General features: G+C 44.1%; 19 protein-coding genes, 1 tRNA gene and 1 pseudogene. 7 read left to right on the forward strand and 14 right to left on the reverse strand.

Annotation, left to right across the window (positions count from 1 at the left end; genetic code table 11):
• Positions 1–17: 17 nt before the first annotated feature.
• The 6 genes from MiAbW_RS10235 to remA all read right to left on the reverse strand — a co-directional run bounded on the left by MiAbW_RS10235 (position 18) and on the right by remA (position 3601).
• A complete protein-coding gene (locus MiAbW_RS10235; protein ID WP_002739211.1) occupies positions 18–155 on the reverse strand; it encodes a photosystem II reaction center protein K in 138 nt (45 codons plus the stop codon).
• A 50-nt stretch (positions 156–205) separates the two neighbouring features.
• Positions 206–1330, reverse strand: coding sequence for a tRNA guanosine(34) transglycosylase Tgt (gene tgt, locus MiAbW_RS10240; protein ID WP_151696042.1), 1125 nt, complete (start codon positions 1328–1330; stop codon positions 206–208).
• A gap of 38 nt (positions 1331–1368) precedes the next feature.
• Entirely contained in the window at positions 1369–1830 is a 462-nt protein-coding gene (locus tag MiAbW_RS10245) for a hypothetical protein (RefSeq protein ID WP_151696043.1), read from the reverse strand.
• 215 nt (positions 1831–2045) lie between these two features.
• Entirely contained in the window at positions 2046–2684 is a 639-nt protein-coding gene (gene clpP, locus MiAbW_RS10250) for an ATP-dependent Clp endopeptidase proteolytic subunit ClpP (protein WP_274596526.1), read from the reverse strand.
• A gap of 80 nt (positions 2685–2764) precedes the next feature.
• Complete coding sequence (gmk, locus tag MiAbW_RS10255; RefSeq protein ID WP_151696045.1) at positions 2765–3319, reverse strand: guanylate kinase; 555 nt, start codon at positions 3317–3319, stop codon at positions 2765–2767.
• Between the two features lie 12 nt (positions 3320–3331).
• Positions 3332–3601 (reverse strand): extracellular matrix/biofilm regulator RemA, encoded by a 270-nt coding sequence (gene remA / locus MiAbW_RS10260; protein WP_002737924.1) that lies wholly within the window; start codon positions 3599–3601, stop codon positions 3332–3334.
• A 400-nt stretch (positions 3602–4001) separates the two neighbouring features.
• Between remA and MiAbW_RS10265 the strand changes: the two genes are divergently transcribed.
• Both MiAbW_RS10265 and psbV read left to right on the forward strand, forming a co-directional pair.
• Complete coding sequence (locus MiAbW_RS10265) at positions 4002–4208, forward strand: hypothetical protein (protein WP_002735525.1); 207 nt, start codon at positions 4002–4004, stop codon at positions 4206–4208.
• 128 nt (positions 4209–4336) lie between these two features.
• The gene (gene psbV / locus MiAbW_RS10270) at positions 4337–4822 is read left to right on the forward strand and encodes a photosystem II cytochrome c-550 (RefSeq protein WP_151696046.1); all 486 of its coding nucleotides are present in this window, start codon (positions 4337–4339) and stop codon (positions 4820–4822) included.
• 495 nt (positions 4823–5317) lie between these two features.
• Here the strand turns inward: psbV and MiAbW_RS20040 are convergent, their stop codons facing one another.
• Both MiAbW_RS20040 and MiAbW_RS20560 read right to left on the reverse strand, forming a co-directional pair.
• Positions 5318–5575, reverse strand: a complete 258-nt coding sequence (locus tag MiAbW_RS20040) for a DUF3226 domain-containing protein (RefSeq protein WP_238707239.1) — start codon at positions 5573–5575, stop codon at positions 5318–5320.
• A pseudogene (locus MiAbW_RS20560) lies at positions 5568–6640 on the reverse strand (AAA family ATPase). Before MiAbW_RS20560 ends, MiAbW_RS20040 begins: the two are co-directional and overlap by 8 nt.
• A 198-nt stretch (positions 6641–6838) precedes the next feature.
• On the opposite strand from MiAbW_RS20560, the gene MiAbW_RS10285 reads away from it, so the two are divergent.
• Positions 6839–8344, forward strand: a complete 1506-nt coding sequence (locus MiAbW_RS10285) for a UbiD family decarboxylase (RefSeq protein WP_151696047.1) — start codon at positions 6839–6841, stop codon at positions 8342–8344.
• A 117-nt stretch (positions 8345–8461) separates the two neighbouring features.
• Here the strand turns inward: MiAbW_RS10285 and MiAbW_RS10290 are convergent, their stop codons facing one another.
• The 5 genes from MiAbW_RS10290 to MiAbW_RS10310 all read right to left on the reverse strand — a co-directional run bounded on the left by MiAbW_RS10290 (position 8462) and on the right by MiAbW_RS10310 (position 12355).
• A complete protein-coding gene (locus tag MiAbW_RS10290) occupies positions 8462–8965 on the reverse strand; it encodes an NAD(P)H-quinone oxidoreductase subunit J (RefSeq protein ID WP_151696048.1) in 504 nt (167 codons plus the stop codon).
• Positions 8966–9709 carry a photosynthetic/respiratory NAD(P)H-quinone oxidoreductase subunit K gene (gene ndhK, locus MiAbW_RS10295; protein ID WP_151696049.1) on the reverse strand — a complete coding sequence of 248 codons (744 nt, stop codon included), beginning with the start codon at positions 9707–9709 and terminating at the stop codon, positions 8966–8968.
• Positions 9710–9756: 47 nt separating this feature from the next.
• The gene (gene ndhC / locus MiAbW_RS10300) at positions 9757–10119 is read right to left on the reverse strand and encodes a photosynthetic/respiratory NAD(P)H-quinone oxidoreductase subunit C (protein ID WP_151696050.1); all 363 of its coding nucleotides are present in this window, start codon (positions 10117–10119) and stop codon (positions 9757–9759) included.
• Positions 10120–10324: 205 nt separating this feature from the next.
• On the reverse strand, positions 10325–10837 hold the full coding sequence (locus MiAbW_RS10305; RefSeq protein WP_151696051.1) for an SH3 domain-containing protein: 513 nt from the start codon (positions 10835–10837) through the stop codon (positions 10325–10327).
• A 12-nt stretch (positions 10838–10849) separates the two neighbouring features.
• Positions 10850–12355 carry an AAA family ATPase gene (locus MiAbW_RS10310; RefSeq protein ID WP_151696052.1) on the reverse strand — a complete coding sequence of 502 codons (1506 nt, stop codon included), beginning with the start codon at positions 12353–12355 and terminating at the stop codon, positions 10850–10852.
• A gap of 230 nt (positions 12356–12585) precedes the next feature.
• On the opposite strand from MiAbW_RS10310, the gene MiAbW_RS10315 reads away from it, so the two are divergent.
• Together MiAbW_RS10315 and MiAbW_RS10320 are read left to right on the forward strand one after the other, a co-directional pair.
• Positions 12586–13542, forward strand: a complete 957-nt coding sequence (locus MiAbW_RS10315; RefSeq protein WP_151696053.1) for a DUF4351 domain-containing protein — start codon at positions 12586–12588, stop codon at positions 13540–13542.
• Between the two features lie 39 nt (positions 13543–13581).
• On the forward strand, positions 13582–14094 hold the full coding sequence (locus MiAbW_RS10320) for a hypothetical protein (RefSeq protein WP_151696054.1): 513 nt from the start codon (positions 13582–13584) through the stop codon (positions 14092–14094).
• Between the two features lie 129 nt (positions 14095–14223).
• Here MiAbW_RS10320 and MiAbW_RS10325 read toward each other — a convergent pair.
• Positions 14224–14295 (reverse strand) — tRNA-Thr (locus MiAbW_RS10325).
• Positions 14296–14354: 59 nt separating this feature from the next.
• On the opposite strand from MiAbW_RS10325, the gene MiAbW_RS10330 reads away from it, so the two are divergent.
• Positions 14355–14609, forward strand: a complete 255-nt coding sequence (locus MiAbW_RS10330; RefSeq protein ID WP_151696055.1) for a DUF3493 domain-containing protein — start codon at positions 14355–14357, stop codon at positions 14607–14609.
• Between the two features lie 221 nt (positions 14610–14830).
• Entirely contained in the window at positions 14831–15124 is a 294-nt protein-coding gene (locus tag MiAbW_RS10335) for an RNA recognition motif domain-containing protein (RefSeq protein WP_151696056.1), read from the forward strand.
• Positions 15125–15286 lie beyond the last annotated feature (162 nt).

Below are 15286 nucleotides of genomic sequence, written 5' to 3' on the forward strand. Positions count from 1 at the left end.
GATAATTGAGAGTCGATTTATTTAAAACCGACGGATGCTTGCCAAACAAAGGCCAGCAAGAGGAAAAATAGGGGAATCAGGGGCAAGACATCGACTAAAGGGTCGAAAATTTGGTATGCTTCCGGCAATTTGGCGAACAAAAGTGCAGTTTCCATCTCTCTATCTACCTTGACAAGAAAATTTTTCAACGTTTCCTGAAATTTTATCACGTTGGGGTAACATCTAGGGCATCCTCAAGCCAAGGGGCAAAATCTTGGGCAAAAGTCCCCCCTAGGATAGATTGACGAATTTCGCGGGTAAATCTGATTAATTCGGCGATATTGTGCAGAGATAAGAGAATATAACCCAACATTTCCCCCGATTTAATTAAATGATTCAGATAGGCACGGCTAAAGTGTTGACAGGTGTAACAGGGACAAGTCTCGTCTAAAGGGGCGAAATCCTCCTTAAAACGGGCATTTTTTAGGTTCCAACGCTCCCCCCGCACCAAAGCCGTGCCATGGCGACCAAAACGGGTGGGAATGACGCAATCAAACAGATCTATGCCACTAGCGATCGCCTTGGCCATTTCTCCATAGGTTCCCACTCCCATCAGGTAACGGGGTTTATTTTCGGGGAGTAAAGGGGCAGTTATCTGGACAATGCGATGAATTAAGCTCGTTTCTTCCCCCACACTCACGCCACCGATAGCATAACCGGGTAAATCGAGTTTTACTAAAGATTCCGCCGCTGCTGCCCGTAAATCCTCATAAATTCCCCCTTGTACTATGGCGAATAAAGCCTGTTCTTGGGGTCGTTGATGGGCTTCCAGACAGCGCTCTAACCAGCGATAGGTGCGTTCTATGGATGCTTTCATGGTCTCATAACTGACTCCCGTGGGGGGACATTCATCGAAGGCCATAATCACATCGGCACCGAGGGCATTTTGAATCTGAATCGATTTTTCCGGCGTGATTTCGATTATTCTACCGTCCCGGGGCGATCGAAAGGTGACTCCCGACTCTTTAATTTGCCGGAGTTGACTGAGGCTAAATACCTGAAATCCACCCGAATCAGTTAATATTGGCTGATTCCATGCCATAAACTCGTGTAAACCTCCTGCTTTCTCGATAATACTTTCTCCCGGCTGCAGATGCAGGTGGTAGGTATTAGCGAGAATCATTTGCGCCCCCGTGCTGGCGATTTGATCGGGGGTCAAACCTTTCACCGTGGCCAAAGTTCCCACGGGCATAAAACGGGGTGTTTCTACTGGTCCGTGGGGAGTATGCCAAACCCCAACCCGCGCACCAGTCTGGGGACACCGGGCGATTAATTCAAAGGAAAATCCCACTGTTTCAGTTATCAGTTATCAGTATTTTTGCTCGCTGCCTAAAAGGGGCAATCGTTGTCGTCTTCGTCTTCAAACTGCACATCCCACTTAGCGGAAAGTACCTGAGTAACCATGGCTTCGAGGGTATCAGCATTGAGACGGGCTTTCATATCGGGGTCTTGCAGTGGATTACTCAGGGGAATCAGCCGTAATTGCCGATTGTCTTGGATCAGATCAAAATAGGTTTCACCGTCGGGAGAGCGAGTTAAACGCAGATAATCGAAGCTACAGGTATTGAGATAAAGACTGTAGTTAGCAACTAGGGTGCTTTGCTGATAATCGGCGAAAACTTCCACTATCCATCCCTCCCCTTCACTCTGAATCACCCCTTCGAGACTATGGATGTAGCGAACTCGTCCGATATCATTGAGGAGACGACGCATATCTTCTTTAGCGATGACCACGCCAGAATCAATAATACAGGGGGCGGGCAGGGGCTGTGAGGGCGGATGATAGTTCATAGGGATTGCCAGTAAAAAAATTTCTTTTAATAACCCACGGGGGGTTTCCACCGATTCCTGTTGCAATTTTTTTTCGGGTTACGTCTCGATCTTAACCCAATCCGCTAGAACTTTTCACTGTTACTTAAGATTAATAACGATGATCGATGATTAATTTCTGCTTACTAAATATTTACAAAAATTTGGGTAGACAGGGCCTACCCGATCATAATTATTTACTGGGGAGGGTTGGAAGTGGAAGGACTGCGATCGATCACTTGATCGATTAAACCATAGTCTAGAGCTTCTTCGGCGGACATAAAGAAATCCCTTTCCGTATCCTCGGCGATGAGGTCGAGAGGTTTACCCGTATGACTAGCTAGGTGTTCATTGAGTAATTGTTTGAGATAGAGAATTTCTTTGGCCTGAATTTCGATATCGGTGGCCTGACCTTGGGCGCCGCCGAGGGGTTGGTGAATCATGATCCGCGAGTTGGGCAGGCTCATTCTTTTGCCCGGTTTGCCGGCACTGAGGAGAAAAGCCCCCATACTGGCAGCTAAACCAATACAAATGGTGCTGACATCGGGCCGGATTTGATTCATGGTGTCAAAAATCCCTAATCCAGCCGAAACGGAACCCCCAGGGGAGTTGATATACAAGTAAATATCTTTTTCGGGGTCTTCTGCTTCTAGAAAGAGTAATTGGGCGACGATTAGGTTAGCTAGGTCGCTGGTTACTTCTTGTCCCAAAAAGACGATTCTTTCCCGGAGTAGTCGGGAGTAGATATCGAAGGCACGTTCGCCCCGGCCTGTGGTTTCAATAACGGTAGGAATCATTGCGCTTTCTTGTCTTGCTGCTGCGGTTGGTTTTTTGATTGTAACTTAGGGAATGGAAGATAGGGATTAGGGGATAGGGTAATGGGGAGATAGGGTAATGGAGAAATTTCAACTAACGGCTAACAGCTAAAAATAATCTTCTCGATGGCATCTAGGGCGGTTTCTAGGTCATCATTGACGATTTGATCGGGGAATTCCCCGCTGGCGGCCAATTCTTCTCGGGCGCGCTCTAGGCGACGGGCGATCGCTGTTTCGGCATCTTTGCCCCGACTGCGCAAACGACGTTCTAATTCCTCGAAACTGGGGGGTAGGATAAAGATTCTCCTCGCTTCGGGGAAGCTTTGACAGACCTGTCTTGCCCCCTCTAATTCGATTTCTAGAATTACGGTCTGGCCTGCCGCTAACTGAGCGGCGATCGCCGATTGGGGTGTCCCATAGTAGTTGCCCGCGTATTCGGCCGATTCGAGAAATTCTCCGGCTGCCATTTTCTCCTCGAAACTGGGACGGTCAAGAAAGTAGTAATCTTCCCCCTCAATTTCACCCGGTCGAGGTGGGCGCGTAGTAGCGGATACGGACAGGTAAAGGTTAGGGAAACGAGTTAGTAAATGCCGGACTAGGGTACCCTTGCCCACACCGCTAGGGCCGGTAATGACAATTAATTGACCGGGTTGCATGGGGTTAATAACTTAGTTGCTACTATTAACAGGGGCTTCCTTGTTGACCACAAAACGGTGAGCCACGGTTTCTGGTTGAATGGCCGACAGCACCACATGACTAGAATCGGTGATGATCACCGCACGAGTCCGTCTTCCATAGGTAGCATCGATTAAACAGCCTTTATCCCGAGCATCACTGATGATGCGTTTGATAGGAGCCGATTCTGGGCTAACGATGGCGATAACCCGATTAGCGGAAACAATATTACCGAAGCCGATGTTGATCAGTTGTATATCCATAAGTTAACAAAGGTGTAGTCCTTTGTACAAAAGAGTGTGGGGGTATGATTACAATGTTATCGAGAAAGATTTAGCCTTACAACGCTAAAAATAACATTCTTAATCACATTTTAGTATTTTTTCAGGTTTTTTGCGATTTTAATTAAATTTGTTTACACGAGTCTCTATCTTGAGGAGTAAATAGTCCAAAAGTCGGTAAAATTAGGGGATTTTAGGGGTGTGGGGTGTGGGGTGATGGGGAAGTGGGGAGATGGGCGAAGGGGAGAAGGGAGAACAAATAAACATAATCTCCTGACGACTGGCTACTGATCACTGATCACTGTTAAGAATGTCCCCAGCAATGGCATGATAATTATGGTAACTAATAAGTATTCTCTATCCTTGGTGGGTGCGTTAGACTATGGGTTTTGCTGATCTATCGATCGCTGATATTGCGGCAGAGTACGATCTGGCCGATGAATCTGTGTTGTCACTTTGCGACCAATTAGGCATCTCCTATAAAGATCGGCAGACTAATCTCGCCCTAGAAGATGCTAAAGCAATTATCTCACTGATTTTATCCCAACGCTCAGGAGTAACCGCCTCGAAAACGGAAACGTCCCCTTGACTTTATTCCCAACTGCGATCTTCTCGGTGTCCGTGATCACTTAGAATCGATCGACACCCCCCCAGAGGAGAAAATTTTTTAGTCACCTTAAAATCCCCTTTCTTGGAACAATTGCGAGTAGGAGAACAATGATCAAACGTTTGATTGTGGCAGCGATCGCTGTAGTCTTTTTTGTATTACAATTCAATCTTAACGGCGCTAGTGCCTTAGAACTCGATGAAAAAACCCTCACCATCACCCTCAATGATGCAGGGGAATCGGTGACTTTGACTTCTGAACAAGCGACGGAAGGACAGAAACTTTTTGTCGCCAATTGTACTAAGTGTCACCTGCAAGGTAAAACCAAAACTAATAATAATGTCAGTTTGGGTCTGGGTGATCTGGCCAAAGCGGAACCCCCCAGAGATAATCTGTTAGCATTGATTGATTATCTAGAACATCCCACCAGTTACGATGGTGAAGATGATCTCAGCGAATTTCATCCCAATGTTAGCCGTCCCGATATCTTCCCAGAATTACGCAATCTGACCGAAGATGATGTGTATAACGTCGCCGCTTATATGTTGGTTGCTCCCCGTCTAGACGAGCGCTGGGGTGGTACAATTTACTTCTAAATTGCCCTCCATATATCCCTCGATCCCTCTAGATTTCTAGGGGGATTTTTGATTAGACAGCAAATAGTTGTAAAAATTCTTTGAGTTCATTTAATACCTCATGCTCAAAGTTCCAAATATGAGGTTTATGTTTCATAACATAATCAAATCCCTTCATGCTACATTTACTGTCAGCTTGTTTTTTGTCTTCTCTGGAACAGGTATCAAATCGTAAATATTTACTAATCCAAAACTTATCAAAATCTTTGTCTATAATCGATTTTTCTTGGTTGTTTAAACAATTTCTCCAGTCTTCTAAACAATCCGCATAGGTGGAATCTTGACTTTTAATCTTCTTGAGAACTGTTTCTAGTTATCCTTGTCCGTCCACATTGGTAAAATAACAAGCAAATTCTGTGATTTGATCTTCTATTGTTGTCAATCTATAAAGCTGACTGGTTTCCCTAATATCTTCCGCTTCTGGATACACCTTTTTTAGACAATCGTTAAGCCAATTTAGTCGCTCTGTCTTAGTATCAGAATCTTGATCGATAATAATACCAACTTAGGGATAGCTTTTTTAGGAATAGTCGCCTTAATTTCATCGAAAGTGCTGGTTAATTTAGCTTGATCTAAACCCTGTAAACATTTATAGTCATCTTCCTCAAAGCAAATCGGTTTATCTAACTGAATTTTGTTAAAATTTAAGTATTGCACTAGGGCTTCGATAAAAATTTTATCATTCTTGCTCTCGACGATTAATAAGTTACTCACCTCTCACCTCATTGCCATGTTTTAATGCGTACTCTAAAGTGCTTAATTGTCTTTTAATACCGATAATTTTATCAGTTCTGGGACTTCTGGCTAGTTCAAAATAGGCCCCCTGTTCTGGATAATATTCTAACCCCACATCGGCAAAAGCTTGGATCATCTCTAAACTGTGCGTTGTGGCAAAAATTTGGCTATCTAGTTCAATAGCTAATCGGAATAAAGTTTTCCAAATATCTGGGTAAGCAGTATAGTAAATACCATTTTCTATTTCATCGATAAAAATGATTTTGTTAGGATTGATAAGTAGAGCAAAAATCATCTCTATCAGACGATTAATAGCTTCACAAAACAGAGATATAGGTAAGCGTTTTGTTTCTTTTATTTTCAGATATAAATTTGGTTCGCCCAGAAAAAACTTTCTATTTTCTCAATGGACGGATCGAGAATTTGTAGAGCTTTTAGCACTTCTTCTTCCTGTTCATTAAAAACTATTTTAGTATAGGACTCGCTCAATTCTTCTAAAGATTTATTGACAGATGCGGCAATGATTACTGGTTCCTCATCACCCCGATCAGGCAAAGCTAGTATTCCCTCAGAACTAGCAATTAAAAAATAGTTCAGTTGACTATCTTTTGGGTCTTTATCATGGTCAAAACTTGTGTGAATATTTAAGATAGAAATACCCGATTGATTTTTAGCGATAAAATCGTATAATTTTTGCAAGTCTTCAGAGATGCCTAAAACGCTATCTTTAAGAGAATCGGAAATCGATATTTTTACCAATTTATCTACTTGGTTAGATTGGGAGCCTTTTAAATCAATAATATTTTTTCTATCAAGATTGAATAATAAATTATCCCAGGCATTTTTGGGAACAGCCTGAACAACTGCTAAAGATTCGTTGCGAATAGCTTCTCTGACTTCATGAATAGTATTTGGATAGAGGTAACTATACAAAAATATTGCCTCTAACAAGACAGTTTTCCCTGAATTGTTTTTACCACCAATTAAATTAACTCGCTCAAAGCCTTTAATTTTGGGATGCTCAAAACACCTAAAATTACTAATTTAAATATCCTTAATCATATTGACCTCCGGGCTGGATAAGCATAAATTTAGGGGTGGGAATGAAGCTGGCAAGATGGGGATTTTTTTACTTAATTCTAGACGAGAATCGCCCCAAACTCTCAAAACGGTGACTATCTCCCACCGAAACTGCCGCACTAAGAGATAATAGAGACAGGGATTTATTTACATTTCTTCATCATGGCTAGAGACTTACGAGGATTTATTAAGCTTTTAGAAGATCGTGGCCAATTACGCCGCATTAGTGCATCGGTCTCTGCCGACTTAGAAATTGCCGAGATCGCTAATCGGATGCTACAGGTGGGGGGACCTGCCCTACTGTTTGAAAACGTGCAAGGGGCCGAGTTTCCCGTCGCTATTAACCTCATGGGAACGGTAGAACGCATCTGTTGGGCGATGAACCTGAATAAACCCGAAGAATTGGAAGATTTAGGCAAAAAACTCGCCCTCTTGCAACAACCGAAACCGCCGAAAAAACTCTCCCAAGCGATCGATTTTGGTAAAGTGTTGTTTGATGTCCTGAAAGCGAAACCCAACCGTAACTTTTTCCCTGCCTGTCAACAGGTGATTTTAGAGGGGGATGAAGTAGATTTAAAGAAAATTCCGATGATTCGCCCCTATCGGGGGGATGCAGGCCAGATTATCACGCTAGGGCTAGTAATTACTAAAGATTGCGAAACGGGAACCCCTAACGTCGGTGTCTATCGCTTACAGCTACAGTCTCACAATACCATGACCGTCCACTGGTTATCCGTGCGCGGTGGGGCGCGTCACCTGCGAAAAGCGGCGCAAATGGGCAAAAAATTAGAAATAGCCATCGCTTTAGGGGTCGATCCTCTGATTATCATGGCCGCTGCCACTCCTATCCCCGTAGATCTCTCAGAATGGCTGTTTGCGGGATTGTACGGCGGTTCTGGGGTACAGTTAGCCAAATGTAAAACCCTCGATTTGGAAGTGCCGGCCGACTCAGAAATCGTCCTCGAAGGAACAATTACCCCCGGAGAAGTATTGCCAGATGGACCCTTTGGTGATCACATGGGTTACTATGGCGGTGTGGAAGATTCACCCCTGATTCATTTCCACTGCATGACCCATCGTCGCGACCCCATTTATTTAACCACTTTTAGCGGTCGTCCTCCCAAGGAAGAAGCGATGATGGCGATCGCTCTTAATCGTATTTATACGCCGATTTTACGGCAACAGGTGTCGGAAATCAGGGATTTTTTCCTACCGATGGAAGCTTTAAGCTATAAAGCGGCGATTATCTCCATTGATAAGTCCTATCCCGGACAAGCGCGGCGAGCGGCCTTAGCTTTTTGGAGTGCCTTACCCCAGTTCACCTATACTAAATTTGTCATTGTCGTCGATAAGGAGATTAATATTCGCGACCCCCGGCAAGTGGTTTGGGCAATTAGTTCTAAAGTGGATCCGGTTCGTGATGTGTTTATTCTCCCGGAAACCCCCTTTGATAGCCTCGATTTTGCCAGCGAAAAGGTCGGTTTGGGGGGAAGAATGGGAATTGATGCCACCACTAAAATGTATCCCGAAACTGACCACCAGTGGGGGGAACCTTTGGAGTCGGATCCGTCCATGGCGGTCAAGGTTTCCCAACGCTGGTTAGAATACGGTTTAATCGATATTAATTTACAAGAAGTAGATGCCAATAAGTTTGGCTACGAAATGTAGATTTAACCGACTAAATAGTCAATAGCTTATGTTGTCCCTAAATCTCAAAAAAATCGGGCTAGAAATATCTTCTAACCCGATGGGAGCCATAACATAATTAGTGATTAGTTTCTCGACTTAGTAAGCGTCCTGTAGTTCGTAGAATTCGGGAGAAACATAATCTTTGCGTAGAGGCCAACCGACCCAATCTTCCGGCATTAAAATCCGTTTCAGGTTGGGATGTCCTTCATAAATAATGCCGAACATATCATAACTTTCTCGTTCTTGCCAGTCAGCGGCTTTCCAAATCCAGTAAACCGAAGCAACCCGGGGATTATCTCTAGGAAGAAAGACTTTTAAGCGTACTTCCACGGGACCATCGACATTATCGGTTACTTTGACCAGATGATAGAAACTAACTAATTCTTTACCCGGTCCCAAATCGTAAGCACCCTGACATTGGAGATAATTAAAGCCATAAGCGTATAAAGCAGTGGCCAGAGGAATTAAAAAGTCTGGTTCTACTTTAATCAATTCCACACCAATATGGTCAGCTTCTAAAGCTTGATGCTCAAAACCATTTTCGCTTAACCAAATCGAAGTGGGGCCAGCTTGTACAATAGCTGTCGTTTCTTCAGTCATTTAGATTTCTTCCTTTTGTTTCGTGGTCAAAAGAGCGGGGGGAACAGGCATACCAGTGGCTTCTAGTAACTCTTTCGGAGGCGCTTGACGGGTGGCCGATTGGAGATATTTACCCGTAAGAATCGGTTCCGTGGCCTGCATTTTGTGGGTAGTGCTGTAATAACGATTGGTTTGCTGAAGGACAGTACCACGTTCTTGAATAGATTCGTTAGCGACTTTTTTCCGCAGTTTAATAATCGCATCGATAATCGCTTCCGGACGGGGGGGACAACCGGGTATATAGACATCCACGGGGATAAGTTTATCTACCCCTCTAACTGCGGTGGTGGAGTCACTGCTGAACATTCCCCCCGTAATCGTACAGGCCCCCATGGCGATAACGTATTTAGGTTCTGGCATTTCTTCATACAGACGCACCAAAGCGGGGGCCATTTTCATGGTGATTGTACCGGCAGTGATGATTAAATCGGCTTGCCGGGGACTAGAACGGGGAACTAAACCAAAGCGATCGAAATCAAAACGGGAACCAATCAAGGCTGCAAACTCGATAAAACAGCAAGCTGTACCGTATAGCATTGGCCAAAGACTTGACAAACGCGCCCAGTTATACAGGTCATCAACGGTAGTGAGGATGACATTTTCCGATAAATACTGGGTAACTTTCGTGCGTTCGATGGGATTAAGGATTTTTTCGCTTTGTTGTTCGATAATTTGCTTAAATTCGCTGGTAGGGTTGGGACTCATCGGGTTATCCTCTCATGAAAAGTCAAAAACAAGGAAAATTATGGCCGCTATGACCATTCTAAGGCTCCTTTCCGCCAAGCATAGACGAGAGCAACCACAAGGATAGTAATAAAGATCAGTGCTTCTACAAAAGCTAATAGGCCCAATTGATTGAAAGCTACTGCCCAAGGGTAGAGAAAGACGGTTTCCACGTCAAAAACCACGAAAACGAGGGCAAACATATAATAACGAATGTTAAACTGAATCCAAGCACCGCCGATCGGTTCCATCCCCGATTCATAGGTGGTGCGTCTTTCTGGACCCCCACCACTAGGCCGCAGGACTTTGGAGGCCGTTAGGGATAGGATTGGTACTAAACTGCAAGCGAGCAGAAATCCTAGAAAATACTCGTAACCTTTGAGGACAAACACTGGGTTTTTTTCTCCTTATTCGCTATCGACAGGGGAAGTTGTCGGCATCTCTATGGCTACCTATTATAGAGGCTTTAGCAACCCGTCTCCTTCTCAAAAGCAGCATTGACGGTCAAGCTTCGCTTCTGTCTGTGCTTTGCTCTTGCTCTGAGGGGGTGACAAAGAAGCCTAAAATCCTAATCAGAAGCGAAGTGTAGCCAAATCTTTACTGAACTCTGGAAATATTACCCGCTTTGATCCAACCTTCGCGACCATCGGACAGACGCACCCGCTGCCACTGGCCATCGCTGCTGGTTCCCACCACGCTGACTTTAGTATTATAATCCAGACCGCCGAGACGAGTCGATTCACTGGTAGGTTCAGAGCGCAGACTTAAACCGCTTTGCCATGTCACCCGCGCTTGATAACCCTCGGATGTGGTTTCTTTTTTTCTTGCTTCGGGACTGGGTTTCGGGGCTGCTTTTGCTGCTGGTGCAGCCTTGGGAGACTCTTTCACCTCAGCTTGGGGTTGTTCTTGGACGGGATTAGTAGGGATGGGTTTAGCAGCTTTTTCCTCCTTAGTTTCCTCTTTTTTCTCCTCGGTAAAGACGGGTTTAGGAGGATTAGAATTCATACCTGAGAGAAGCATATAGGCGACAGCAGTAGCCCCACCGACCAAAATCGCCACTCCCATGACAAAACCGACCATAAATTGCAATAAACCAGATAAACGCTTCATATTGGTGCTAAATTAACTGTTAGGATTAACATTAAAACGATCATCGCGAGAGGCTAAACGAGCTTTACCAGACTTTGCCCAATCCTGTAGAAACTGGATCTGTTCTTGAGCAGTGCGAGCCAGGGGTATAATCTGACTAGCGGCCTCAAGAACGTCATCGGTGCTAAAGTCGCGATTTTGACTAAACCCGATGTGCATCGCTTCCACGATGGTTTGTTCGATTTCTGCCCCCGAAAAATCGGGAGTTTCGTAGGCTAATCGCTTTATATCATAACTTTTCAGATTATGAGGCCGGACTTTCCCCAGATGAACGCTAAAAATCTCCTCGCGGGACTTTTGGCTAGGTAGTCCGACAAAAAATATCTCATCGAAGCGTCCTTTTCGCAACATTTCCGGGGGCAGAGATTGGATGTTATTAGCTGTAGCGACGACAAAAACCGGCGATTGTTTCTCCGCTAACCAAGTGATAAAAGTACCGAAAACCCGCCCGGTGGTTCCTCCGTCGCCTTTCCCATCCACTCCGGCGAAAGCTTTATCGATTTCGTCTATCCACAGCACACAGGGAGCTAAAGCTTCAGCGAGATTAATCATCTGACGGGTGCGTGATTCCGATTCTCCCACCAATCCGCCAAATAAACGCCCCACGTCTAGACGTAGTAGGGGTAAGTGCCAATGATGGGAAATAGCTTTCGCTGTCAGGGATTTACCCGTCCCTTGAATCCCCACCAATAGTAAACCCCGGGGATTGGGTAAACCGTAGGCGCGGGCGCGTTCACTAAAAGCACCACCGCGACGAATCAGCCAATCTTTGAGATTATCTAGGCCGCCGATGTCAGAAATCTGCTCTGTGGCGGGATAAAAGTCTAATATCTGGGTTTGACGAATCGATTGGCGTTTTTCTGCCAAAATTAATTCCACGTCCTCTGGCTCAATTTTGCCGTGACTGGCTAAACATTTGGCTAAAACCCGACGAATTCTCTCTAGAGATAATCCTTGGGCAGAAAGCACTAATTCATCCAGGAGTGGTTCTTTGAGGGGTTGTCCGGTGGCAGCGATTAATCGCTGGATTTCCCGTTTAATTTCTTCGCCACTGGGGAGGGGAAAATCGACGACGGTGATTACTTCGGTTAGATCCGAGGGGATAGACAGTTCAGGAGCGACGATAATTAGGTTTTTAGGCTGAGATTTCAGGGAACGGGCCAGATTTCGCAATTTTCTGGCGATGGCAATATCTTCTAAAAAGCGCTGGAAATCGCGTAAAATTATGATGGCGGCGATGTTAGCTGGCAGCTTTTCGACGAATTCAAGAGCTTGCAGGGGATTGCGCCGAGCAAAGTTCTCATTATTGGGATTATCTTGATAACCATCCACGAAATCCCAGACATAGACAGCACGGTTATGGCTCTGTTTGGCAATATCGGCGATCGCTTTTTCGAGACGTTCTTCTTCTAGGGTGCTAACATAGATGAGAGGATAGCGCGCCCGCAGCAGTAATTCAAATTCTTCACCAAAGCTCATAGCTATTCGTCTATAGTTTTTGCTATTTATATCGTCACCAGAAAATATAGCAGTTAGCCGTCTCTTGGATATTTTAGTACAAATGCTCGAACTGCCTCGCCCCCCTCTTAACCAGTAATTGACCGCATTTCTCCTAAAGATGAAGTGTAACCTAATTTTGATATCGACGACGAGCGACCGACTCCTCAAAACGAAAACTTTCTACCTTACCATTAGGATAACTGCTATGTATGAATAATGTTATTGACCATGATCGTTTATTTAAGGAATTAATCGCGACTTTTTTTGTTGAATTTATTCAGTTGTTTTTTTCTGAGATTATTAATTATTTAGAGCCTAATCAGATCACATTTTTAGACAAAGAAGTTTTTACCGATGTCACGGAAGGAGAAAAGTATGAAAGTGATTTAGTCGCCCAAGTTCAATTTCGAGGACAATCATCATTTTTCTTAATTCATCTAGAAGCACAGTCTAGCTCTCAACCAGAATTTAATCGGCGAATGTTTACTTATTTTACTCGTCTGCATCAAAAATTTGCCTTACCAGTTTATCCCATTGTCATATTCTCCTATGATCGTCCGCAAAAAGAAGCAATTCGTCAATACAAAATTGAGTTTCCTGACTTAAAAGTGTTAGAATTTAACTATCAAGTTGTCCAGTTAAATCGCTTGAATTGGCGAGATTTTATCAATCAAGCTAATCCCGTCGCCGCCGCTTTGATGGCTAAGATGAAAATTGCCCCTCGGGATAGAGCAAAAGTTAAGGCACAATGTCTAAGATTATTGGTAACATTAAGATTAGATGCCGCTAGAATGCAATTGATTTCAGGCTTTGTCGATACCTATCTCAATCTCAACTCGTCCGAGGAGATAGAATTTCAACAGGAGATTAGCACATTTATTCAACCCGAACAGGAGGGAGTTATGCAGATTACCACCAGTTGGATGCGCCGCGGTTTAGAACAGGGTTTAGAACAGGGTTTAGAACAGGGTTTAGAACAGGGTTTAGCAAGAGAAAGAAATCTAATTGTCCGTCTGATTAAACGTAAGTTAGGAGATATTGATGTGCATATAGAGAGTCGGATTATGACCTTGAATATTGATAATCTGGAACGAGCGGGGGAAGCTTTATTGGATTTTTCGACATTGGAGGATTTAACTAATTGGTTAAATGCTTTAGATGCTTAGTATTTTTATCTTAAACTTCACATAAGGCTATTTATGTTTATGGGTATAACTTTTGAAACTGCCATCCAACACACTCAAGATTTACTAAGTCAAATTGAGTTTTTAGATGCCAATATAATCACTCAGAGACTTATTGAGTTAGTCTCAACAGAAAATGGAGCCAGAGGATTTTTTGTTACTTACTTAACCAGCGATTTATCCTATACAGGATATCCTAGTTTAGAAGTAATCACTGCGTTAAAAACTTCCCCGATATTGGTGAATGAATTATTAGTTAAAAATCTGGCCATGTCCACGGCAATGGTCATATATCATCGCAGTCAAGGAGACGAAGAAAACGCCCGATGTTCTGAGAAAGTCCAAGAAAAAACTGGTCAACTAATTAAGCAGTTATTATCGCCAGCCTTGGGGGAAAAATTACAACAATTAGCCAGCAGTTTAAACAGCGGACAAGGAGAATATCAAGCCTTTCTAGAACGCTGGGGATATGACGATTGCCAACGTCAAGCGATCGCCGAAATTATTCAACCTTTTCTTATTATTTGGGGCTAAAATGGCTTGTTGAAGCAAATCTGCGGCAAAGGCCTGAACCTGGGAGAGTTTTGGCATAGCTGGAACAAAATCAAGGCGTTTAACCACTGCATGAAGGATATCTTAGTCAACTTTTAGGAGGAAAACCCAAGCCGATGATGGGATTTGAACCCACGACCAATTGATTACGAATCAACTACTCTACCACTGAGCTACATCGGCACCTTGCCAGCCTCCGATTATATCACGGACAATAGATACAGAGCTAGAAAAATTTTTTTATGAGCAAATCCCCTCGACTTGATCCCCAAAAATACGCCCGCTTGAAAGCGGAGGCAGCCCATCCCTACCGAGGGCTGCGGCAGTTTCTCTATCTCGGTTTGGGGGCTTCTGGTTTTATCGGTGCGGTGGTTTTTCTGGCCCAATTAGCGGCAGCAAGGGACGTAGCCACCGCTTTACCCAATTTTGCCCTACAAATCGGTGTGGTGGCTCTGATGATTTGGTTATTTCGTCGGGAGAAAAAAGCTGGCGGTTGAGGGAGTAGCCACCGATAGCCAAAACAGTCTCTTCCCCTGGAGCATAAAAGTTAACATTAACTCCAGTCTTTTCGTGTTATGATCGAGGCGAGAGTCAAGATTGGTGTTCAAGTTCGTTTTCAGTATTAACTCGGTAAGTCTTTTACTTTAGTATTGTTCGGCTTCTCCCTGAATTTTGTGTCTCCACACCGTTTCGAGTATTGTTCGAGGATTCAAGTATTATGTCTATTTTTGTTGGTAATCTCTCTTACGAGATTTCCCAAGAGGATCTGGTCGATGTCTTTAGAGAGTACGGCGAGGTTAAAAGGGTTCATATTCCCGTGGATCGCGAGACACAGCGCAAACGCGGTTTCGCCTTCGTGGAAATGGAAAGTAAAGCCCAAGAAGCCGCCGCAATTGAGGCACTAGATGGTGCTGACTGGATGGGGCGGTCAATTAAAGTTAACCAGGCCCGCGATCGTGAAGAGCGTGCGCCCTTCAATGGTGGTGGTGGTGACAGAAAAAAACGCTATTAAGCTTTTTTTGTGAATAATTGTGGAAGGGTGGACAGGGTTCACCCTTTTTTTGTCGGCAATAGCGATCGCCGTTTCGCTCAAAACCAATAGAAATCTAAATGTCTGAGTCTCTCGAAAAGGTAACAAGTAAACTATAAAGGAATCGTCATCAGATCTGATCGG

This window comes from Microcystis aeruginosa NIES-4325 (assembly GCF_008974145.1).
GTDB classification, from domain to species: Bacteria; Cyanobacteriota; Cyanobacteriia; order Cyanobacteriales; family Microcystaceae; genus Microcystis; species Microcystis aeruginosa_G.